Below are 24,632 nucleotides of genomic sequence, written 5' to 3'. Positions count from 1 at the left end.
ATTTCTTATTTTATATATAAATATATAAAAGCTAGAAAGTAATATGAAGTGCAACACTATGTGCTTCATATTTTATTTTATCTTTTTTCAAAAATTCATGTATTAAAAAAAGTAAAAAAATATGTTAAAAATAAACACATAGTGTTTTTAAATTAAATATTAATAATTATTCAAAAATCTTATTGTAAGTTTCAATTAAATTTTCCTTGTAATATTCTAATGAAGAATTTCAGTTCAATATTTTTCTACGTTTATAATTAATTTCTAATGTTACTTCTTTAATGTATTCAGGATCAATTTCATCAAAATTAGTTCCTTTAGGAAAATATCTTCTAAATAAACCGTTTCAATTTTCATTGCTTCCCTTTTGCCAAGATGCATATTTGTCTGTAAAATATATGCATATATCAAATTTATAAGCTAATAACCCTAATTTTCTAAATTCAAATCCATTATCAGTTGTAATTGATCTAACAGGAATATTGTTGGAACCTATAAGTTTAGAAAGAATTCTATTTAAATTATCTGGATGTTTTCCCTTTATCATTGCTGTATAGCAAAATCTAGTTTTTCGTTCAACAAATGTAATGATATGATATGCCCCACGAACATTTCTGCCACAAATAAGATCTAATTCTCAATGACCAAACTCAGATCTATCATTAATTTCTTGTGGACGAGTTCAAATTGGCTTTACATATTTAGCGCCAACTAGTCTATCAATTATATTTGTATTTGCTCTTTTTCCGCCCTTTTTATAATATCTTCGCAATAATTCTTTCCGTTGTATAGCCCATTTTCCTGAATTTATCCAATTAAAAATTGTTTTAAGCGAAGGGATAGGGTAATTAAAATTATTTTTAATATAAAAATAAGTATTTTCAACCATTCATTTTTTACCATCATATAATGCTACAAATTGATTGGTAAAATCTTCATATTTTTCATATATATGACGATCTCAAAAATAAAACTTGTGTTTATGCCTAGTCATAGCTTTTTTATCAGCTATTTCAGGATTGTATTCTAAATTAAAGCAATCAAAATTCCTTTTGATTTCTCGTGATATTGTTGAAGGACTTTTTTTAATTTCTTTAGATATTTTCCTAATTGAGTAATTTTTACTTAAATATTCTTTTATTAGAATTCTATTGGTATAATTTAAATGATTATAATTATTAATCATGAGTAACCGCCTTCTGAAGCAAAATGGTTGCTCTTTTTTTATATAAAAATGCAACTCTATAAATTATCTCATAGTGTTGCACTTGATATTACAATGTAGCTATTTTATATATAAATATATAAAATAATTATATTAAAAGGTTTAAAAAATCCCTCCAGGCATGGAGAGAGTTTATATTTTTTTTAAGAATATTATGCAGCAAACACATCATTACCAAATTCGGTAGCATTAGGGAAAGTGTTTTCTTTTGTAAGACCTTTGCCTGATAATGCAGATTTAGCAAAAGCTTTGTTGCCAACACTTGTAACTTGATTTCCATTAAGAATACTTTCAACATTTTTAATACCGTAAAATGATTTTTCACCAATAGTTGAATTTTTATTGGTAAAGTCAATTTTAGCATTAGCTTTAAATTTAACATTTTTAAATGCTTCTGTTTTAATAGTAGTTTTATTATTGAATTTCAATGTATCTAATTGTTTGAAATTAACATTTTCAAATGCATTTTCTCCTATTGTTAAAACATTTTTAAAATCAATTGTTTCAAGACCAGAATCTTTAAATGCTTTTTTATCAATTAATTTAACATTTTTCAAATCAATTGTTTTTAATGATGTAGTACTTTCAAAAGCGCTTTCACCAATTGAAGTTAATCTATCGCCTAAAGTTACTTCTGAAAGATTTTCATCATTAGCAAATGCTTCTCTGCCTAAACTTTGAATAGATTGTAAATTTATTTTTTTCAACAATACGTTACTATAAAATGCTTGTCTTGCTATTGTACTAATATTTTCTAAATTAATTTTTTCTAGAGTAGAACAAGAAGAAAAAGCTTCAGGATCAATATTGTTTACTTTATTTGGTAAAATAACTTCTTTTAAAAGCTCGCAAGATTGAAATGTTCTAGAATAAATCGAGTCTTGGTCTAATGAAGAAAGATCTACTTTTTTTATTTTTTTTGCTTTAATAAATGCTTCTAAACCTAATTTTTTAACTTTTGAAAGATCAACATTTTCTAATTTTTCATTTTCAGCAAACGCTCTTTGTTTAATGCTTTCAACATTTGATAGATTAATACTTCTTAATTTTCCAGCAAACGCAAAGCAATTTTCAGGTATTTCTTTAATTGCTGATTTTTCAAAATCTTCAACTTCTTCTAAAGAGGATGCTCGGAAAGCTCCTCTGTCGATCTTTTTAAGATTTTTTAAATTTAATTTTCTAACATTCATAAAACCGCAACCATCTTCACCAATTTCTTCAAGACTATCAGTATCAAAAGTTTCAATTTCATCTTTTTTGCATGCATTTAATAAAGCGGCACGATCAATTTTTCTTAATTTTTTTGTATTAGTAATTTTTAATCCTGTTGAGTTTGTAAATGATCATTCATGCAATATTTCAACATTATTAAAGTCGAGTTCACCAATATACGAACAACCAGAGAAACAACTTTTAGGTATTTCTTTTATTGCATCATTAAATTTACCAGCTGCACTCATAATAGTGCAATTATAAAATGAATATTCACCTAATTCGATTATTTTTTCAAGTTTAACTTTTAGTAAATTGATATCTCCATAGAAAGCATGGTTTTCAATTCTAACTTCTCTTTGGAATTCACCAATATTTTGCATTCCTGCACAATCTTTAAATGCTCTTGCTTTTATGTTAACTGCATTTTTAAGATTAATATTGTCTAATGATTTACATTCTTCAAATGATGAAGTTCCAAAAGTTTCAACTGATTCAAGATTTATGTTCTCTAGTTTTTTACATTTATAAAATGCTTCATCACCTATTTCTTTTAAATCAGGGTTTGATAAGTTAACTGATTCTAGTAAAGAACATTCATAAAATGATTGTTTACCTATTTTTGATATATTTCCATTAATTGTTTTTGTTAAATATTTACAGTTTTTAAAAGCACCATCTTCAATTTGTTCAACGTTTTTAAAATCTAGTTCGCCAAAAAGTTTTGAATTTTCAAAAGCATTAGCGCCAATTTTTTTAACTTTGTTAAAATCTATTTTTGTTATTGAAGAATTTAGGAATGCTTTTTCACCGATTTCGGTGACATTCTTAAGATTTAAAGTTTTTGAACCATCAAAGCAATTTGTGTTCATAAATGCTTCATCACTAATTTTAGTCATTGCTTCATTAAAATCTAAATCTAATGAAGTATCACAAGACACAAAATTTTGTTTACCCAAGTCTAAAATATTATTTAGATTAATTTTTGAGAATAAAACATTTTTAAATGTTTCATTACCTAATGAAGTAAATTTATTGTTAAGTATGATTTGCTTTACACGTATTGTGGTTGAACCGATTGATGAATTTCATATTGATTTATCTAATGAATCAATTGATGAAGTTAATTTTAAATTAACAAAACGATCAAATTTCTTTTCTTTTCCATAGAAAAATAATTCATGTAAATCAGAACAATTTTGCAATCCTTTACCTATTTCTAGAGTATCAATTTTAGTTACATTAGAAAAAGTTCCATCATCATCTTGGTCATTAGTTGATTTATAAATTTTTTCAATAGTGTCCCCAAATTTTAAGTGTTTAATCGTAGCTTTGTCAAAAGCTTTTCTTTCAATTTCCTTGATACCGTTTTCTAAAGTTAATGTATTAACATTAATGTTTGCAAGTGACATTGAAGGAATTTTTTCTATATTTCCTTTAACTGTTAGATTTGAAATCATTGAAAAGTTTGAGATAACTTTACCAATATTTGCTTTTTCTAATAATTTTCCAATAGACAAAGTATTAAGAATAGATGATTCAGCAAATGCATCATCTGCTATATCATCAATGTTGTCAGGAAAATTAATATTATCAAAAGCACAGTTTGCAAATGCTCTATTTTTTATTGATTTTAAGGTTGAATTAAATGTTACCTTTTTTAATTGTGAAGCATTAAATGCATCTTCAGAAATAATTTCAGTATTTTTAAGATCAATTTCAGTTATCTTTGAATTTTCAAAAGCATTTTTTCCAATTTCTTTAATTGTTGAAGCAAGATCGATGCTTTTAATGTTAACGTCTTTAAATGCATTATCATCAATTTTTGAAATTGTTTCTAGTATTTTTACATGTTTAATTTCTTTTATTTGTTTTAATTGATTATGTAATTCATCAACATCAAGTGCTTTTCCGATATTTAATTTTTCAATTGAAAAATCAGGATTAAATAATTCTTTTTTAATTACTTGCTTAATTGCATCATTTAAAGTTAATTCTTTTAGATTTGCATTAGGTAATGTATTAGCTGAAATTTGTTCAACTTTATTTGTATCTAATGTTTTAATTTTGTCACATTCTTTTAAAGCATTATATGAAAGTGAAATAACACTATCTTCTAAAGTTAAGTTTTCTTGATTTCATTTGGCTTTTCAAGTAGCTTTAGTATGTTCTTCATTTCCGTATTTAATTTTTACATTATCAGGTAAATCATTTGTTCCAATAATATGTGATTTGTCAGGGATTTGAACTTCTTCTAAAGAAGTCATGTTTTTAAATGCATCTTTTCCAATCAATCCAGTTTCTTTAGTAATTTTTAGAATTTTAGCATGTTTAAAATTACTAAAAACTCCATCTCCTAATTCTTTTACATTAGGTGGCAAAATGATTTCATCAATTTCTGGACGATTAACAAATCTTTTAACTAAATCTTTTGTTATTGTGCTATTTGTTCTTAAAATTTTGTTAAATTCTGCTTTTCAGTCATATGGTGCAAGTTTATTTTCTTGTCAAAATCTTCTAAGTAAAAGAACTGATGCGGCAACAAATTGTACACCAACAGCAATACCTAAAGAAGAAGCTAACACTTTGATATGTTTAAGTTTTTTTCTTAATATTTTCATATTAATAATTCCTTTTCATATTTACTTATAAATTTATAGAATGATCTATTTTCTTAATAAAATAACAACTAACATAATTGCAGATAAAATTGCTAGTGCAATTAAAATTGAAACAGATATTCAAACTTTAGTCTTGAAATTTCTAACTTCAACATATTGTTGATGTTCTTTAATTTCAATATCTTCATTTATTGTTCTTGCTTTAGACATTTCTAAGTTTTTACCTAAATTAGATAAAGTTTTTATATAAAGTTGTGATTTATATTTGCCATTAATTAAATTATAAGAAACGTCAATTGAATCAAAATTACGTTCTAATTTAACAATGTCAACTGTATAATTTTTCATTTCTTCAGTTGTAATATCTTCAACAACAATATTTTCAACAGTGGCTTTAGGATTTGTTAATTTAAAAATTACGTCTTTTGCTTTTCTTTCTAAATCAAATTCAATTTGAGCCATGACCATTGTTGAATCAATAACTTTTTTACCATCTTTATTTATAGCTAAAGGTGAAATTAATTTATTTGTAACTATATATTCAATTGCATTTTTATTTTCAACATTATTAGCGGTTAATGTTTCAATTATTTTTTTAACTTGTTCAACAGTTGCAAAGCCTCTATATGTTCAATTTGCATGAAAATATACTAATGCTTTTCCGGTGTAATTTTTTAAGATATCAAGAAATTTGTGTAGCACTTCTTTAAAATCTTTTAATTTTTCAGGATTTTTCGATTCTCCTACTTCATTTAAATAAAATGTCAACGCACCATTGTTATCAGTACGTTCCATAATATAAAATTTTCTTGTTTGTTCTAACATAATATTTTTTCCTTTTAATAATTTAATAGTGTTTAATAATTTTTTTTATATTGTCATTCAAGCAAGAAAGACAATATTTAAATCTGTTGTAAAAAATATAATTGTATTTGAAAAAAAAAAAAAATAACTATATTGCGAGTATGTTTCCGTTTATACATTTTTAAACTCTAAAATTAGTATTTTTTTTGCTTTTGGATTTCTTATTTTATATATAAATATATAAAATAGTTTTTCTAATTTGATATGAAAATAAAAATTAATATCTAAAATAACGTTATTAAGTAATGTTCTTTTGATTATTAATTAACCTAATTACAATGATGTTTTTATTTGTACTAATAAATTAAAAAAATAAAAATTATATTAATCACAAAAGTATATAAAAGATAAAATAAAATGAATAATTTATTTAGAATAAATTAGTTAAATATATTATTTATATGTTTAACGAAATAGAAAATTGTTAAATAAACTAGACCTACAAAATTAAAATTGTTTCATATAATATTTCTTATTTTTTTAAATATTAAAAAAAACAAATTATATAAATTAATAATTTTGTTTAATCCTATTAAAATTAATTTCATTCTTTTTATAATATGCATCAATTAATTCATCATATTCAATATTAAGCAACTTGCCTAATCCTAAATAAGTGGCAAATGCTTTTTTAATATTTTTGCTTTTTTGATTATTAAGTAATTTTGTAAATATCTTAAAAGTATATGCAAGTTGAAGATTAAAATCATTATATTTAATAAAAGGAATTATTTCGGAAGAAATTTTATCTTTTGCTAAACTAGTTAAAAAATGAATACCATCAACATATTCTTCCAATATTTTTTGTCGATTAGTTTCTTTGTGCTTTTTTCAATATTTAAATGTTTGAACTTCATTAGCAAATTCAGATAATTCTATTAACAATGCTAAACAACGTTTTAACTCTAAATTTTTAGAATCATCTTTCATTAAATTTTCAATAATTTTTTTGTCAAGTAAAACTTGTTTATCAAATATAACTTTTAAATTCATATAAGAATTATAGATATTTTTACAAATTAATTTTTAATGAAATATTGATTTTTTATTTTAATTTTTATAATAATATAAAATAATACTATTATATAAGCACCCTTAGCTCAGTCGGTAGAGCAAAGGACTCTTAATCCTTGGGTCGTGGGTTCGAACCCCACAGGGTGTACCATTTAAAAATAACTACTATTAAAGGTGGTTATTTTTCTTTTTAAATAATTTGCAATTTATATAAAACTATTCTATACAATTAAAATATATTTTCAAATGGATAATGAGAGTATAATTATATGATTTATGAACACAATAGATTCATAGATGGGTTGGTTTGGCGCAGGAAGGATTATTATGTACAAATTTGTTAAAGATAAAGACTTTTTACATAGTATGAGAAGTGTTTGCTCAGATATAGTTAATCAACTTGTTCAAATTATTAATAATCAAGATTTTTTGACTGTTAAAGCTCATTTGATTGGAAGTGGAGCAAAAAATTTAATAACACAAAATGAAAATGAACCTATTGATTTGGACTATAACTTAGTTATTATTAATATTAATTCTTCATGAGATATTAATGATTGCAAACAAATTAAGGAATACGTTAAGAAAAAGTTCAATGATGTATTAAGAAATAATGGTTTAAATGATTGCAGTGATTCAAAATCGTGTCTATCTACAAAAAAAATGAATTTTAAGAAAGGTAATCCGACTAAATTTAGTATTGACCTTGCTATTGTTTATGAAGATCAAGATGGAACTTGGTATAGATTAATTCATGAGAAAACTGGTTATTCTGATCGTGATAGTTGAATCTGAAACATTAGTCGAAATTCAAAGGAATTGACCAATAAAGTAAAGTGACTTAAAGATAACAATTTGTGAAATGAACTTAGAAATGCTTATCTTAACAAAAAGAATATGTATCTTAATGAAAAAGAGAAGCAACACCCTTCATTCATTTGTTATATTGAAGCTGTTAATGAAATTTATAATAAGAGTTAAGACGTGCCAACTTTTTTACTTACTATATGTATGGCATTTAATCAAATTTATATCAACTAAATATTTTGCATCTGAAAAATTAAATTGATAAATTATGATAGATTAATATGAAATACTAAATATTTTCTGGTTATATTATTTTGCAGAAACATCTTTAAAAGGTGGTTATTTTCCTTTTTTAAATATTTTAAATAATCAAAAAAATAATAATGTATAATTTTTATTGAAAAACTACAAAGAAAATTAAAGGAAAAGGCATATATGAAATTTAAAAAAAACATACTTAAATATTTAGCATCTTTACCACTAGTTACGCTTCCATTAGCGGCTATTAGTTGTAAAGATGGTTTATCAAAAGCCATTGAAAATTTAAATATTGAAAGTAAAAAAGATGTTACAAAAATTAAAGCATCTGAATTTAAAAAAGACGACTTAAAAACAAATTTAGATACTAAAAAATATGAAATAGTAGAATTAGAATTATTACCTAACGATGAAAAAGGTGAACTAACTTTAACTTTCAAAGTTAAATCTTTAGGAAAAAATGGTAAAACTTCTGAATTAATAAAAAAAGTAATTACTGGATTTAAAAAGAATAGTGTTACCCCCCCCAATAGATCCAATTATTAAAGAATTAGAAGAAGAAGCTAAAAAAATAAAAGCTAAAATATCAAAAACAATATCTGATACCTTAGTTAATGATTTAACAGATGATGATGTTGAACTTGAAGGATATGACAAATCTAAATATAATATAAATGATTTAACTTTAGATAAATCTAAAGCTAATCAAGGAATTTTAAAATTAAGTTATAAATTAGTATCTCAAAAAAATCCTGATAAAAGAATTGAAAGAACTTTAGAAGTTTCAGGATTTAAGATTCCTACAACTCCACCTGCACCTTCTTCAAAAGTTCTTTTAGAAAAAGATGGTGAATCTGATGCTAAAATGGAAGCAGGTTGAACTTTAGATAGTTCATTAACAATTGATAAGCTAAACAAAGAACCAAAAATTGAAGATCAACAATGATTTACTAAGTTTAGTGATAAAAATAATGTTAAATCATTCTTTATGAATACATATCAAGGCCAATCAACATTATATGGAAAATCTCCAAGCAATAAACCTTGAGAGGGTCCTAAATTAATGGATTTTACAGGTGTTATTCCTTCAAATTTATCATATACATCATATACAAACCATTTGGAACCACTTTATAAAAAAGGAAACAAGGTAAAATCTTCAGGTTTCTTAGAATTTAAAGAAGAAAATGGTAAATACGTAATTAGATTTAGATTATTTGACTTTAAAAACAAAAAAGTTTCAAAAATGGTTTATAAATTAGTTTTTGAAAAATAATCTAAAAGCAAAAAAATGAACTGACTTTATTCAGCTCATTTTTTTAATAATTATTTTTTAAAATAGTTTTTTATTTTATCGGTCATATCAGTTTTTTCTCAAGGCAGATTTAAATCAATTCGACCAAAATGACCATAAGTTGCCAAAGGTAAATAAATTGGTTTTAATAAGTCAAGCGTATTAATAATTCCTTCAACAGATAAATCAAATAATGCATAAATCATTTTAATCAATTCTTCTTCAGAATATTTTGATGTATTAAACGTATCAACATATATTGATTGAGGATTAGGTAAACCTATAGCGTATGAAAGTTGAATTTCACATTTTTTTGCTATTTTAGAAGCAACAATATTTTTTGCAACATATCTAGCCATATAAGCTGCAGAACGATCAATTTTAGTTGCATCTTTCCCTGAAAATGCACCCCCACCATGTTTAGCAAATCCTCCATATGTATCAACAATTATTTTTCGACCTGTAAGTCCTGTATCCCCTTTAGGTCCACCAATTACAAATCTACCTGTTGGATTAATTAATATTTCATAATCATCATTAAATTTATATTTATTAGTTACATATTTAATAATGTCTTGAATAATATATTCTTTAAATTCTTTATCATTAAAAGATGCTTCATGTTGAATTGACATTAATATTTTAGAAATTTTTATTTCATTATTTATGCTGTCATATTCCATTGTTACTTGACTTTTCATATCAGCTTTAGCATAAGGAAATAATTCTTTTTTCCTTAAATATTCAGCTCTTTTAACAAGTTCATGCGACAAAACTAAAGGTCAAGGCATGAAAAATTCATTTTCATCTGTTGCATATCCAAATAGTAAGCCTTGATCGCCTGCTCCTAATTTTTTATTTTTGGACTTATCAACACCTAAAGCAATATCGGAACTTTGTGGAATAATAGCATTAATTATTTTAAAATCATTTTCATTGTACCCTAATGGTTTTAAAATATCTCAAGCTATTTTAATAGTGTCTACATATCCCTTAGTTGTAATTTGGCCACCTATATAAATAACATCATCATTAGCAATAACATCGCAAGCAACACGCGAATTTTTATCTTGCTTTAATAGTTCATCTAAAATTGCATCACTAATTTGGTCACATATTTTATCTGGATGTCCAGCTCCTACAGATTCACTAGTATAATATCGTTTCATTTTTTCTCATTTCCAATTTATTTAATTAACATTAAATAAATATTTATTCGACTTAATTTATTAGTTATCAACTATTATATTTTATTTTTACATTATATAAAATTAATATACAATTAATGAGTATGAGAAAATCTAATAATCAAATATTGCAAGAAAAATCAGATAAAAAAAGCAAAATAAAAACTAACAAAAAAGATTTAGAGCCTAAAAATTCTAATGAAGAACAATTAGAAACTAAAAATGATAAAAACAAACCTAAAAAAGAATCAAAATTTAAAAAGTTTTTAAAATCACTATTTGAATTTAAATCAACTGAAATGCGTATTGCTGAAGCAACACTTAAAAAAATAAATCATTTTGAAGAAGAAATTCAACAATTGTCTGACGAAGAATTACAAAAGAAAACAAATGAATTTAGACAACGTCTAAATACTGGTGAATCACATGATTCAATTAGACCAGAAGTTTTTGCTGTAGCACGGGAAGCAACAAGAAGAGTTCTTAAAAAGAGGCCTTTTGATGTTCAAATGTTGGGAGGGATTATTTTAGACCTAGGTTCTGTTGCTGAAATGAAAACAGGTGAAGGTAAAACTATTACTTCTATAGCACCTGTTTATTTAAATGCACTTTCAGGTAAAGGGGTTATAGTTTCTACTGTTAATGAATATTTAGCTGAACGTGATGCTAATGAAATGGGTCAAGTATTTAAATGATTAGGATTAACGGTTGGTATTAACAAGGCTCAAATGGAACCTGAGCAAAAACGTGAAGCATATGCTTGTGATGTTGTATATTCTGTTCACTCTGAATTAGGATTTGACTATCTACGCGACAATATGGTTATGTCAAAAGCAGATAAAGTGCAACGGGGACTTAATTTTATTTTGCTTGATGAAGTTGATTCAATTTTAATTGATGAAGCTAAAACTCCTTTGATAATATCGGGTGGTGATGAAGGATCAACTCCTATATATAATGTTGCTGATTTATTTGTTAGAACTTTAAATGATAATGATTTTTTTATCGATGAAGAAACTAAATCAGTTTATTTAACTGATAAAGGTATTGAAAAAGCTAATAAATATTTTAACTTTAATAATTTATATGACATAGAAAATTCCGAATTAGTTCATAGAATTCAAAATGCATTACGTGCTCACAAAGTTATGAAACTTGATGTTGAGTATATTGTTAGAGATAATAAAATTGAACTTGTCGATTCTTTTACGGGTCGTATTATGGAAGGAAGAGCTTATTCAGAAGGATTACAACAAGCAATTCAAGCTAAAGAACATGTTGAAATTGAAACTGAAACTAAAACGTTGGCTACAATAACATATCAAAATTTCTTCCGTTTGTTTAAAAAAATATGTGGAATGACTGGAACTGCTAAAACTGAAGAAAATGAATTTATTGAAATCTATAATATGCGTGTTAATGTAGTTCCTACAAATCGTCCAATGGTAAGAATTGATGATGAAGATGAAATATATGTTACAATGCATGCTAAATGAAAAGCAGTTACAAAAGAAGTTAAACGAATATATGAAAAAGGACAACCTATTTTAATTGGAACTGCTCAAGTTGAAGATAGTGAAGTTTTACATGAAATGTTATTAAATGAAAAAATACCTCATCAAGTTTTAAATGCAAAACAAGATGCTTCTGAAGCTGAAATTATATCTAAGGCAGGGCAAGTAAAAGCGGTTACAATTGCAACTAATATGGCAGGTCGTGGAACTGATATTAAACCTTCAAAGGAAGCCATTGAATTAGGTGGACTTTATGTTTTAGGGACAGAAAAAGCAGAATCAAGGCGAATTGATAATCAATTAAAAGGTAGATCTGGACGTCAAGGTGATGTTGGATATTCCAAATTTTTCTTATCTTTGGATGATCAATTAATTTTACGTTTTTCAGTTCAAGATAAATGAAAAGAAATTTTTGCCTCATATGGAGACGATCCAATTGAAGGAGAATCAATTAAAAAAGCTTTTTTAAGAGCACAAAAGAAAATTGAAGGATTTAACTTTGATAATCGTAAAAGTGTTTTAAATTTTGATGATGTAATAAGACAACAACGTGACTTGATTTATGAGCAACGTGACTTGATTTTAGAACGTGAAGATTTAGGTACTATAATAAAGAAAATGATTTCTGTTTGTGCTTATCAAATTGTTAACAATCCACTTTTTATGGGGAAAAATAACACATTAGATTTGGAAAATTTAGTTAATCATATTAATGATAATTGAATGAATTTATGTGAATTTAAATTTAAAGTGGAAGATTTACAAAAATTTGATAAGGAAGATTTATCAGAATATATTGTTTCAATTTTTAATGAAGAATATGATAAATTGCGTCAAAATATTGTTGAAAAATCCGGTGTTAATGAATTAACAAATAGTGAAAGAAACATAATATTAAATGTTTTTGATAATGCTTGACAAGATCATATTAATGTTATGGATAAATTAAGAAGAAGTTCTCATTTAGTACAATATTCACAAAAAAATCCTTATCAAGTTTATACTAATTTAGGTTCGAAAAAATTCAAAGAATTAACGAATAGAATAGCTACTGAATCAATTGTTAATTTAATGAATAATTATGATGCAATTAAATCAAGTAATATTAATTTTGATTTACCTTGACTTGGTTTACAAAACAATGGTTATTCATCTAATGAAATTAATGTTGAGTTGAATAAAGTTAGAGATTTTATTGCGTTTTTATTAGAAAGTGAAAAAATAAAATTAATACAAAAAGGTCTTTCTAATGATGAAATTTCAAAACAACTAAAAGAACGTGAAAATTCAATATTATCTGAATTTAGAATTAAAATGAATGATGATTCAAGTGAAAATGATAAAAATTTAGAAAAATAATTTAAATATAGTGATATTTTAAATTATTGATATGAACATAAAATATACAATATAACATTCAAATTAGAGTAGTTTTTATGTTTTTTAGTACTTTTAGAAATAAAAGTGCTTTATTTTTTAAATCTTTGATTTAAAATATTTTCTCATATTAAAACAACTAAAGGAAATAAAATGGAAACTATTAAAAAATATTATATTATGCAAAGAAATAATGCATCAACAAAAATGCCTGTATTTTTCTTTAATGAGATGTTGAATAAAACTCCCGCTAAACAATTTAACGAATTTATTAATGCTTTAAATGCTTATGTAGAAGCCGGCAATTCAATTCAAGAAAAATCAATTATATATTTTCATAAGGACGATCAATATCAAGGATTTGCTACTCTAAGACAAATTGAAGATTTAGTTAAAAAAATCTCAAAGATTAAAATTAATAATCTTTTAATTATTGAGGAATTAAAACAAAATAAATTAATTTCTCCAATTGTTACAACAAAAAGTGATTCATCTTCTTCAACAATGGCAATGGCTGTTACTGCTTTAGATTTAGATGAAAAAGCCAAAGAAATCAAATTTACAATAAAAGAAAAAGATAAACCTATTGAAGATATTGTAATAGGAGACATTAAATCAGACTTACCTGGTTTTCAAGTAGAAATCATTAAAACTATAATTAATGATGGTAAATTGGATATTTATTATACTGTTTCAAAAGATGGAAAAACAAAATCAAATCCTTTCATTAAATCAATATCAGGTTTTGGAACTGAAAAAATTGAAGTTTCAACCGCTAGATCAATTTATGAAGATATGCAAATTAAAACTCAAAATGATGCATCAATAAGCAAAAGATTTCAAACTAAAGCTTGAATTATGTTTACTGCATTATCAGTTATGGCTGTAATGAGTTTAATTATTTTAGTTATGGTTTTAATAAAGATGTATATAAAATAAAGATAAGGTTTAAATAAAAATGAATAAAGATATAATCAAAAAACCAACTAATAAAAAAGTAAAGTTACTAAAAATGTTGTTTGCTGGATTAGGGACAACCATTTCAATTCAATTAACAGCAGCAGTAATTTTAGGTGCAAGGAATGTTAAAGAAAAACCTAATAAAAAGTTAGACTTTGAAAAATTATTAAAATCGGTAAGAAAATTGGATAGTTCTATAGTAAGCCTATATAAAGATGACCCGACAATAACTGAAATAAATATTCCTGAAAATATAAAAGAAATAGATGAAAATACATTTTCTGGTTTTAAATATGTTAAGAAAATTACAATAAGTAAAAGCACTGGCATAGTGAAGCAAAATGCTTTCAGCAAAATGGACTCTTTAGAAGAAATTCATATTAAAGACAGATCACATATTATTGGTACACATGATTTAAACAACAAAGTTAAAATTAGATTTGGGGAAAAGCTATTTTCTAAATCGGAGTGAAAGAATTTGTGAAATAAATCTAATTTAAATTTAGAGGACAACATAATATCTTTATCATATGATGCTTTTAAGGGATTAGATAAAATAAAAGAAATAAATACTAATAAAGTTTCATCAATATCATCAAATGCTTTTTCTGGATTAAATCTAGAAAAACTACATCTTGGCGATGAAATAAATAACATAGTTGATAATAATTTATTTCAAAATCTAACTATAAATAAGTTATTTATTGGAAAAGCATTGATGTTAAAATCATTAACAAATCAATATAAACATACAAAAATAAATGATGTTATATTAAAAGATTCATTAACTAGTGTTCCAAATGAAGCTTTTTCAAATATGTTAACATTGAAGAATGTGACTTTATCTGATAATATAAAAACCATTGGTGATTATGCTTTTGCAAATACTTCTTTGCAAAACATTGATCTTAAAAATGTTGAAGAATTAAAAGATTATAGTTTTGCTAATACAAAATTAGCAAACATTGATCTTAAAAATGTTAAAAAATTAGGTTCTTCTATTTTTAAAGGTTTAAATTTTAGTGAGATGACACTATCTGATTCAATAGAAAACGCTGTAAGCGATGCACTTGCCGGGTTAGTTATTAGAAAACTTAAAATTGGCAAGGCATTGAATCTTTTTGCTAATCAATTAAGAAATACAAATTTATCTGAAGTAGAATTTTTAAATTCAATTAGTAAAATACCAAAAAATGCATTCGAAGGTGTATCAACATTAAATAAGGTAACTTTATCTGATTCGATTAATGAAATCGATGATTATGCATTTTCAAAAACAAATATTTCTGGTATAGATCTAAAAAATGTAACGAAATTAGGAGAATATGTTTTTGATTCATTGTATTTTAAAGAATTAATTTTGAAAGATACTTTAACATCATATTCCTCAAATTCATTCAGAGGATTAAGAGTTAATAAATTAACCATTGGAAAATTTTTAGAAAAATTAAATTCAAATACATTAGAACAAATGACAATCAGAGAAGTTAATTTATTGGAAAGTATTGATCATATACCGAATAGTATATTTAATGGGGTTAAAACGTTAGAAAACGTTACTTTTTCCGATTCTATTAAAACTATTGGAGATTATGCATTCTCTAATACATTAATTAAGAAATTAGATATTAAAAATGTTAATGTTATTAATAAGAATGCATTTAAAAACGCGTATTTATTTGAAGATTTTAAATCATGAGACAAAATTGAAACTATAGACGATAATGCATTTGAAAATACTAGAATAGCGAAATTTGTTGCTCCTAAAACATTAAAAAAATTGGGAAAAGAAGTATTTAAAAATTGCGATATGTTTGAAATGGAATTATTAAATGAAATTCAAGATGTATCATCTGAATCTTTCAAAGATCTATCTGTTAGTCATTTAACTTTAGGAAAAATAGTTGACGGAAACGATAGTCAATATAACATATTTAATGGCAAATCACTAGTTAAAGACTTTAGAAGAATTAGAGATTTAACTATCAAAAAAAGTGTTTCTAAAATTCAAAATAGTTCTTTATCAAAAGGAGAATTTAATAATGTTGTTTTAGAAGATGGCGTTGAAGAAATAGATGATTTATCATTTGCTGAATCTGGTATAAAAAAAATAACCATTCCTAACTCGCTTAAAAAAATGTCTCTTAAATCATTTGAAAATATTCCTAAAATACGAGAAGTTACTATTGGCGATTCATTAAGGGATTGCGAAAATGTTAGAGGATTATTTGTTGATACTGCTGGGACAATATCAAAAGTTTCTAAATTAAATTTAACATTAAATAGAAATGAAATTGAAGATGGTTTTTTTACAAAAAGTAAAAACTTTAATGAGAACTATCCAACATATTTTGATGTTGACGAAATTGAATTATCATCTAATATAACAAAAATTGGTAATAATGCAATTTGAGGATTACGTACTAAGCAAATGAATTTTCAAAATTTAACTTTTTTAGGAAAAGGTAATTTTAAATGATATAAATTAAAAGATGTGAAGTTAGGAAAAGGCTTAACGACTTTAGTTTCAGAAGTTTTTGCTAATTGCGAAATTAATAAAATTTCTATGGAGGGTGTTAAAGAAATACAATCAAAAGCTTTTTATGAAGCTAAAATTAATTATGAAATTACCAACACTAATAATGTTGAAACTATCGGCGAATCAGCATTTGAGGATTGCTCATGTTCAAATGTTAAATTTGACAATGCAACTTTTGTTGGTAAACGTGCATTTTATGCAAATAGAGAATTGATAATTGCAAGTTTTAAAAAACTAAAGAAAATTGAAGATGGAACTTTTGCTTATTGTCATCAATTAAAACATGCATATTTTCATTCTGATTTAAATTACGTTGGTAAATTGGGGCTTCATTTTGCTGATATTACTAATTTTGATTATGAGAAATTAGAATATATTGGAGAAAGAGCATTTGAATCATGTCGTTCACTAGAGTCTATAACATTACAGAATGTAACAAAAATAGGGGAAGGATCATTTTCTGGTTGTGAAAAATTAACAAATATTGGGAATGGAAATAAATTGAATGACAATTTGACTGATATTCCTGACGAATCATTTTCGCAATGTCATAACTTAATTTTAGATGGTGATTTACCTTCTAAACTTGAATCAATAGGCAAACGCACATTAGCTCAAATGAGATTTATTAATGATACTGTTACTTTTAATAATACAAAAATACTAACGATCAAGAAATATGCTTTTAGTGGGAACCCAACTTTAAAATATATTAATTTTAATAATAAAGAAATTAATATTGAAGAATCTTGTTTTTCATGATGTGATGAATTATTAACTTTTGAGGGCCGTTTAAATGTTAAAAAGGTAGGTTATCAAGCATTTTCACGTAGTCATAAATTAAAACAATATCAACAATCAGATTTTCCAAATTGTACAGATTGAAATGATCCTTATGCTCCTTAAAAGTATTTAATTAAAACTTAAATTTCAGAATTATTTTTAGAAAAATTAAAAACAATAAAATTTATTGTTTTGTTTTTCTCTTTAAATTTAACTTCATAATCAGTAAAATAATTTTTTATATATTGTTGTTTAGAATTTTCTAAATCATTAGTAGTATAAATTATGTTTGCATTAATATACTTTAATTCTTCAATTGCGAAATTATATAAATCATCATTATCGCTTTTAAAATATATATTAGAATTAGGTTTTAATATTTCTTTGTATATTTTTAAAAAATCTCTATATACTAGTCGTCTTTTGTAATGTCTCTTTTTTGGTCAAGGGTCAGAAAATGTTATCCATATAGAATCAAATTTATTAGTGAAATAATTTAATAAATTATTTGCATCGCCAATTAATATCATGAAATTATTAAGATTTAAATTAGTTGCTTTTTTAAGTGCTTTTAATGCTGGTGTTGCAAATTTTTCAAGTCCTATATAGTTTGTATTAGGATTGTCAAAAGCCATATTGGTTATCATTGTTCCTTTTCCCATACCAATTTCTAAAATAGTATTTTCTTTAATTTCATAAGGGAATTGATTAATAATATACTTACTATCATTTAGTATTTTTAGTGCATTTGGATTATTTCTAAGTCTCATAATGTATAAATTTTAACAAATGAAATTAATTATGATAAACTAAATATAATATTAATTATTAACCAATTTATATTTAGTGAGAAGTTTATGAATGATGATAACAAAGAAATAAAAAGTTTTTCAGACTTAATAGATAATGATATTAAAATAACAAATTTAGATAGCGATAACAACTTGTTAAAAAATAGCATATATGATAATGAATTTAAAAAATATAAACCAAGACATTTATTTGATATAGGATCAATTACTAGCATACAGGCATTTAAATTTGACGGAAGATTATATAGACAATATGAAGGTGCTAAAATAGTTGCAAATTTGGATGATTTTGTTGTTTTATTGCTAATCAAAAGTAAAGTATCAGAAGAAGATATTAATTGAATTGTTAATGACCCAATTTTGTTCTTTTTTGCCAAAAATAAATTTTATAATGCTTCAATAACACTTAATAAACATAAGGCTAATTATATTTATGTTAATTTAGCTTCTCCTTTTTTTATTGAAGATGGAATAATAAAATATATTGATTTTGATATAGATATTAAGAGTTATGCAAATGGTGAATTTAACGTTATAGATTGAGCAGACTTTAAAGAGTCAATAAAAAAACTAAATTATCCTTTTGAATTAATTCATCGTTTGTATGATGAATTAGATTATTTATATGAGCAATTTAAAACCAAAAATGGTATTTTTTCAAAAATACTTATTGAAGAATTACAAGAAATGCTTATTGAATCCGGAGACATTTAATTAAATTAAGCATGAAGTATTAATAATGTTTTTTTCTATTGAAAGTTTTATTAATTTATAATTTATTTATATAGATTTAAAAAAGGTAATATAAAGAAGGTAATATGTTGAATAGAAAAAATAGAATATTATTATTTAGTAGTTCATTGTCAATTATTCCAATAAGTTTGATGGCCTCAAAATGTAATCACATATTTAATTTAAAAAGTGTAACATTAAAACCAAATGTTAAAAATTTTAATAATTTAACAAAAGATGACTTTATTTGAGAAGGATTATTAAATATTTATGAAATAGTTGATTTTAAAGCAGATTATTATCAAGACAAAAATAAGGTAATCATCGAATATAAGATTAAAAATAAAATAACGAAAAAAATAATTAAGTATGAGGTTAAAACCATTTCAACTCCTAAAATTAATGGTGATAATATAGATGATATTGCTAATAATATTAGTATCGATTATAAAGGTAATAAATGGGAAAAATTACCTTCCGAAGTTAATAATTCAGATTTTGATTTCTCAAATTTTGATAAAAGTAAATATAATGTGGACATGATTACTTTTGAAGAAATTAATGATAAAGAAGGAACTTTAAAAATTAAATATAGACTTAAAACTAATGATAATTTAAAAATATCAAAAATTATTAGTAAAGTGATTTCAGGGTTTAAAAAAAATATATCTCAACCACCACAATATGAATATGACAGTAGTAATAATTATTATTCATTTGCTGAAGGATTAAAAGGTGAAGAATTATTTGATGCCATTTATCAGAAACAAAAGGAAAAATTGGGCGGAATTAAAAATTATGGATATTTATATAAAGTATATGAAAGTGCATTTTTAGATAAATATTTTGAAAAAAATAAAACTATATTGGATGTATATAGTGAAAATCCTTTTGGTCCTGATCCATATGAATTCAATGTTGGTGAATATGAAGGCGTTGGAGGTCATCCTAAACCTGGATCTCAAAAAAATCAAGAAGGGAATGTCTATAATCGAGAACATGTTATTCCGCAATCTTGATTTAATAAAGTAGAGCCCACACGAAATGATGCACATTTTATTTGGCCTACCGATAAAATGGTTAATCAATGAAGAGGAAATTATCCTCACTATAATGTTTCAAATCCCACAAAAACTTCAAAAAATGGAACAAAAATTGATAATTGATATTGTGAACCTATTGATTATTTTAAAGGTGATTTTGCTAGAGCATATTTCTATTTTCAAATAACTCATCAAAATGGTTATAACCAACGAGGTTCAGAAGTATTTAAAAATGTTTACCCATATTTTAATGATAAATTTTTAAATTGTTATTATGAATGAGCAAAAAATGATAAAGTTGATCAAATTGAAATTGATAGAAATAATGATATTGCCAATAATCATTACAATGGATTAAGAAACCCATTTATTGATTATCCAAATTTACCCGAATTAATTTGAGGTAAAAAAGGATTGACTTTTAAAAATTATGGCGTATTAAAATCGGTTAAATAAAAAAATGATAATTTGCACATTATCATTTTTTTATTTACATATTTCTAAATCCTTATATGAGAATTCAATAGGTACGGTACGGCCAAATTGTTCAATATTAACAAATGCTTTTTCGTTTGCATCATTACTTTTAATAATTTCTCCAACTTGATTTAAGAAGGGGCCATTTATTACCTTTACAATTATTCCTTCTTTGTAAGCAGTTTCAATATCTCCTGCTTCAAATTTTTCGATAAGTACTTTTTCTTTTTCAACCATTTTTTCGAAATTAGCTTTACTAATTGGTGTTGGTTTAGCTCCTTTTCCACTTGAACCAATTAACCCTGTTACATATTGAGTATTACGAACTAAATATCAAGCTTCATCAGTCATAACCATATTTAAGAATATATAGCCTTTATAAATATTTACATATTTAATTTTATATTCTTCACCACGTGATTTTTTTTCTAATTCACGACCAGACAAGTGAGGCATTTTAAAAATTTTAATATCGTTAAATAAGTCAATCATTCCTTCTGTACGTATTTTATTTCACAATGATTCAATTACTTTGTCTTCCTTGCCTGAAACAGTTGAGATCATATATCATTTATATTTATTATTATTTTTTATTTCCAAATCCATAATTGCTCCTATGATTTAATACCGGCAGCGTTTCAAATACTTGTAAATGCTAAAGTTATTAAAAAACAAAAAACTGACATAATTATTAAAAATGTGATTGTAATACCAAATCATTTTCAAACTTTTGTACTTCGAGGTCATTTAATTCTTTTAACTTCTTTTATAAAGTTTTTAGTAGTAGAATCAATTTTAGGAATATTATTTTTATTTTGTTCTTCCATTATTTCTCCTCTTTATGTAATGTTTGAGAATTACAATATTTGCAGAATTTTTTTATTTCTAATCTTTGTTTTGTGCTTTTGTTTAAGTAATAATTTTTATGCAAACAATTTGTGCATGCTAATGCTATTTTTTTAGTTTTTAACATTTTATTATTATAATAAAAAATCACTTTTTATTAATATAATTATTTTAATGAAAATTTCAATAATATTAATATCAACATTTTTAGTAATTTTATTAATTAGTTTTACTATTTTTATATTCTTTTATTTAAACAATTTTTTGCCTAGAGAAGTTATAAAAAAAATAAAATCGAATTTGAAAAAAATCACTTCTTATAAGAATAAAATTAAATTATATTCAGAACAATTTAGTGAACTTGCTAATAAAAATTTAGATTTAAAAAACAATAGTATTAATGTTGAAAAAAAAATTAATATTTTTAGCAATATTTGCTTATCATATGAATTTACATCAAATCAAGTATTTAATGCATTAAAAATACATCTTAAGAACCACAGTAATTTTGAATTAAAATGTTTAATTAAAAATTTAAGTTCATATAACAAAAGTAAAAATTTATTTTTAAACATTGGAAAAACATATAAAGAAATAATTAATTACATTGAAGAAAAAATACTATTTCCACAAAAAATACAAAGCGAAATAACTAATATAAGTTTATGTGATAAAAAAATTAATGAATTAAAAATAAGTCCAGATATATTGATTTTTTTTACAAAAAAAATTGAAAATATTAACAATGAAATAATTAAATATTATGACTTTTTTAATAATGATATTTATATGAAAAAAAGTCATAAATGAACTATTAATAAACTTAGTGAGTTTAATGATTTAATGCAAGAAAAACTATCAATATATTCAAAAGGTAAATTATATTATTCATTAATAAATAATTTTATACCTGAAACTATAGCAAAAATTTTATCCAAACACAATATTACTAATTTACTTGATAATAGTACTGAAATAGAAGTTTTTAATAAAAAATATTCAACTAATAACTTAAATTTTATTTTATCTTCATTTAAAAATAGTCTTAAATATTTAGATTTTTCAAAGAATATAGAATTTGAAAAACGATTGAAAGATATTTTTGTAGACCTTGAATTAGCTTTAATAAAATTACAATTCATGCAAAAGACTAAATCATTATTATCAATAATTGTTAACCAATTAGAATATTTTTTTGAAACAATTAAAAACGAAATTGAATATGTCCAAAGGAAAATTAAAAATGTTAATAAAACTTTAAAATTAAATAATTATTATAAAAACAATATTGATTATATTAATAATGAGTTTGCCAATGTTGAAATTGAAATTGAAGAAATTAATAAAATGAATAATAATTCTAAAATTGATGCAAGTATTTTAAGCAGAACAAAAAATGTATTAATTTCAATTTCAAACATTCTTTATGAAAATGAAAAAATATCTAAAAATATTGATGATAAAATAAATGAAAAAAACATTTTAAAAAATAGATTTTTAAAATCTCAAAAATATTATTATTTTATAATTTCACTTGCCCAAAAATTTAATTTAAATATTGAAAGAGAAGAAATAAAAAATATTATTAATCAAATTAATGAAATGCAATATCATATTATTGAAAAAAATATTGATATAAATAACGTTTTAAAAAATGAATTAAATTTTTATATTGATTTGATACAAGTTTTAGCCTTGCATATAAAAATTGAAATTGAATCTGCAAAAATTACAAAATTAACAATTAAAAAAATTGCACCATTTGTTTCAGAAAATGAAGAATTGAAAGACTTATATTCAAAGTTAATAATATATAATGCTAATCATAATTATTTTGTAGCAATTGATCTAATTGAAGAATACACAAAAGAAAAAATAAATTAAGGATGATTCAGATGACAAAAAAAATTTTAATAAGATATGGCGAATTAACATTAAAGGGTGAAAATAGAAAAGATTTTATTAAAGCTCTTAAAAATAATTTATTAATATACGTTGAACCAAGTGATATAAATATGGAATATGATAGAGCATTTTTAGAATATTCAGATAAAAATTTAAATTGTTTAAAATATATATTTGGAATTAATTCATATTCTATTGCATATGAAGTTGATAATGATTTAATAATGATTGAAAAAGTTATATTTGATTTAGTAAAAGATGATAATACAAATATAAAAACATTTTCTATTAATTCTAGAAGACATTTGAAAACATTCAAATTAAATAGTAATGAGTTAAATATATATTATGGTAATTATATTTCTAAAATAAAACCTAATTGAAGAGTTAATTTAAAAAATCCTGATTTAAAAATATGCATTGAAGTGAGAGATAAAAAAACATATGTGTTTACAAGCTCATTTATTGGTCTGGGTGGTATGCCTATGAATACTTCGGGGCAAACATTGCATTTATTAAGTGGAGGTATTGATTCGCCAGTAGCTGCTAATTTATTGCAAAAACGAGGGTTAAAAGTTTCGTTTTTGAATTTTATTACTCCGCCTCATACTGACAAAAAAACTGAATATAAAATAAATGAAATTGTTAAAATACTCACTAAATATCAAGGCGATAGCACTTTGTACCAAATAAATTACACAAAAATAATGAATTATCTCAGTTTGATTCAAAATCAAAAATACAAAATTACACTTATGAGAAGAAGTTTTTATAGAATTGCAAGTATTATTGCAAAGCAAAATAATATTATGGTTTTATCGAATGGAGAGAGTTTAGCACAAGTTGCATCACAAACACTTGAATCAATTTGTAATATTTCATCTGTAACAAATTTACAAATATTTAGACCATTGTTAACAAATGACAAAAATGAAACTATATTGATTTCTGAAAAAATAGGCACTTATAATATTTCTATTATTAAAGCATGTGAAACTTGTGAATTATTTGCTCCTAAAAATCCCGTTACCAAACCAAAGATTAATGTTATAGAAAATTTAGAAAAAAGTCTTATAGAAATGAAAGATTTAGAATGTGAAGCAATACAAAACATGAAAATTTTTAATTATAAAGTTTAGAAAGTTGTTTATATTGTTAAATG

At 23.8% G+C, this 24,632-nt stretch carries 19 protein-coding genes and 1 tRNA gene; 11 read left to right on the top strand and 9 right to left on the bottom strand.

All coding sequences use genetic code 4. The features are described 5' to 3' along the window. Nucleotides 1-166: 166 nt before the first annotated feature. From LQ356_RS03310 to LQ356_RS03295, 4 genes are all read right to left on the bottom strand, one after another. On the bottom strand, nucleotides 167-1,186 hold the full coding sequence (locus LQ356_RS03310; protein ID WP_405311318.1) for an IS30 family transposase: 1,020 nt from the start codon (nucleotides 1,184-1,186) through the stop codon (nucleotides 167-169). Nucleotides 1,187-1,377: 191 nt separating this feature from the next. Beyond that, entirely contained in the window at nucleotides 1,378-5,058 is a 3,681-nt protein-coding gene (locus LQ356_RS03305) for a leucine-rich repeat protein (RefSeq protein ID WP_405311505.1), read from the bottom strand. Nucleotides 5,059-5,103: 45 nt separating this feature from the next. After that, nucleotides 5,104-5,883: a hypothetical protein gene (locus LQ356_RS03300; RefSeq protein ID WP_405311503.1), complete on the bottom strand. Its 780-nt coding sequence runs from the start codon at nucleotides 5,881-5,883 to the stop codon at nucleotides 5,104-5,106. Nucleotides 5,884-6,432: 549 nt separating this feature from the next. After that, the gene (locus LQ356_RS03295; RefSeq protein WP_405311501.1) at nucleotides 6,433-6,915 is read right to left on the bottom strand and encodes a dUTP diphosphatase; all 483 of its coding nucleotides are present in this window, start codon (nucleotides 6,913-6,915) and stop codon (nucleotides 6,433-6,435) included. Nucleotides 6,916-7,011: 96 nt separating this feature from the next. Between LQ356_RS03295 and LQ356_RS03290 the strand changes: the two genes are divergently transcribed. The 4 genes from LQ356_RS03290 (at nucleotide 7,012) to LQ356_RS03275 (ending at nucleotide 9,277) form a co-directional block, all read left to right on the top strand. Then, a tRNA-Lys gene (locus LQ356_RS03290) sits at nucleotides 7,012-7,087 on the top strand. 176 nt (nucleotides 7,088-7,263) lie between these two features. Then, a complete protein-coding gene (locus LQ356_RS03285) occupies nucleotides 7,264-7,917 on the top strand; it encodes a hypothetical protein (protein ID WP_405311500.1) in 654 nt (217 codons plus the stop codon). Between the two features lie 261 nt (nucleotides 7,918-8,178). Then, a complete protein-coding gene (locus LQ356_RS03280) occupies nucleotides 8,179-8,547 on the top strand; it encodes a lipoprotein 17-related variable surface protein (RefSeq protein WP_405311498.1) in 369 nt (122 codons plus the stop codon). Beyond that, the gene (locus LQ356_RS03275) at nucleotides 8,516-9,277 is read left to right on the top strand and encodes a variable surface lipoprotein (RefSeq protein WP_405311496.1); all 762 of its coding nucleotides are present in this window, start codon (nucleotides 8,516-8,518) and stop codon (nucleotides 9,275-9,277) included. The genes LQ356_RS03280 and LQ356_RS03275 overlap by 32 nt, the downstream gene beginning before the upstream one ends. A 50-nt stretch (nucleotides 9,278-9,327) precedes the next feature. On the opposite strand, the gene metK is transcribed toward LQ356_RS03275, so the two are convergent. After that, entirely contained in the window at nucleotides 9,328-10,464 is a 1,137-nt protein-coding gene (metK, locus tag LQ356_RS03270) for a methionine adenosyltransferase (RefSeq protein WP_405311494.1), read from the bottom strand. A gap of 317 nt (nucleotides 10,465-10,781) precedes the next feature. On the opposite strand from metK, the gene secA reads away from it, so the two are divergent. The 3 genes from secA (at nucleotide 10,782) to LQ356_RS03255 (ending at nucleotide 17,778) form a co-directional block, all read left to right on the top strand. After that, on the top strand, nucleotides 10,782-13,355 hold the full coding sequence (gene secA, locus LQ356_RS03265) for a preprotein translocase subunit SecA (RefSeq protein ID WP_405312181.1): 2,574 nt from the start codon (nucleotides 10,782-10,784) through the stop codon (nucleotides 13,353-13,355). Nucleotides 13,356-13,526: 171 nt separating this feature from the next. Next, on the top strand, nucleotides 13,527-14,312 hold the full coding sequence (locus tag LQ356_RS03260; RefSeq protein ID WP_405311493.1) for a hypothetical protein: 786 nt from the start codon (nucleotides 13,527-13,529) through the stop codon (nucleotides 14,310-14,312). Between the two features lie 19 nt (nucleotides 14,313-14,331). Further along, nucleotides 14,332-17,778, top strand: coding sequence for a leucine-rich repeat protein (locus LQ356_RS03255; RefSeq protein ID WP_405311491.1), 3,447 nt, complete (start codon nucleotides 14,332-14,334; stop codon nucleotides 17,776-17,778). A 17-nt stretch (nucleotides 17,779-17,795) separates the two neighbouring features. On the opposite strand, the gene trmB is transcribed toward LQ356_RS03255, so the two are convergent. Beyond that, nucleotides 17,796-18,425, bottom strand: coding sequence for a tRNA (guanosine(46)-N7)-methyltransferase TrmB (gene trmB, locus LQ356_RS03250; RefSeq protein WP_405311490.1), 630 nt, complete (start codon nucleotides 18,423-18,425; stop codon nucleotides 17,796-17,798). An 87-nt stretch (nucleotides 18,426-18,512) separates the two neighbouring features. Between trmB and LQ356_RS03245 the strand changes: the two genes are divergently transcribed. Then, the gene (locus LQ356_RS03245; RefSeq protein WP_405311488.1) at nucleotides 18,513-19,181 is read left to right on the top strand and encodes a DUF402 domain-containing protein; all 669 of its coding nucleotides are present in this window, start codon (nucleotides 18,513-18,515) and stop codon (nucleotides 19,179-19,181) included. A gap of 104 nt (nucleotides 19,182-19,285) precedes the next feature. Beyond that, a complete protein-coding gene (locus tag LQ356_RS03240) occupies nucleotides 19,286-20,698 on the top strand; it encodes an endonuclease (RefSeq protein WP_405311487.1) in 1,413 nt (470 codons plus the stop codon). A gap of 30 nt (nucleotides 20,699-20,728) precedes the next feature. On the opposite strand, the gene nusG is transcribed toward LQ356_RS03240, so the two are convergent. The 3 genes from nusG to rpmG are packed head-to-tail and all read right to left on the bottom strand — an operon-like array spanning nucleotide 20,729 to nucleotide 21,692. Continuing rightward, entirely contained in the window at nucleotides 20,729-21,325 is a 597-nt protein-coding gene (gene nusG / locus LQ356_RS03235) for a transcription termination/antitermination protein NusG (RefSeq protein WP_405311486.1), read from the bottom strand. A gap of 8 nt (nucleotides 21,326-21,333) precedes the next feature. Beyond that, nucleotides 21,334-21,546: a preprotein translocase subunit SecE gene (gene secE, locus LQ356_RS03230; protein WP_405311485.1), complete on the bottom strand. Its 213-nt coding sequence runs from the start codon at nucleotides 21,544-21,546 to the stop codon at nucleotides 21,334-21,336. After that, nucleotides 21,546-21,692 (bottom strand): 50S ribosomal protein L33, encoded by a 147-nt coding sequence (rpmG, locus tag LQ356_RS03225; protein WP_405311484.1) that lies wholly within the window; start codon nucleotides 21,690-21,692, stop codon nucleotides 21,546-21,548. The genes secE and rpmG overlap by 1 nt, the downstream gene beginning before the upstream one ends. Before the next feature lie 47 nt (nucleotides 21,693-21,739). On the opposite strand from rpmG, the gene LQ356_RS03220 reads away from it, so the two are divergent. Both LQ356_RS03220 and thiI read left to right on the top strand, forming a co-directional pair. Beyond that, entirely contained in the window at nucleotides 21,740-23,449 is a 1,710-nt protein-coding gene (locus tag LQ356_RS03220) for a hypothetical protein (RefSeq protein WP_405311482.1), read from the top strand. Nucleotides 23,450-23,460: 11 nt separating this feature from the next. Then, nucleotides 23,461-24,609 (top strand): tRNA uracil 4-sulfurtransferase ThiI, encoded by a 1,149-nt coding sequence (thiI, locus tag LQ356_RS03215; protein ID WP_405311480.1) that lies wholly within the window; start codon nucleotides 23,461-23,463, stop codon nucleotides 24,607-24,609. Nucleotides 24,610-24,632: the final 23 nt, after the last annotated feature.

This window comes from Metamycoplasma faucium, from assembly GCF_045160055.1.
Taxonomy (GTDB): domain Bacteria; phylum Bacillota_I; class Bacilli_A; order Mycoplasmatales; family Metamycoplasmataceae; genus Metamycoplasma; species Metamycoplasma faucium.
Note: the sequence above shows the minus strand (reverse complement) of the source record. Positions and strands in the feature narration are given on the sequence as shown.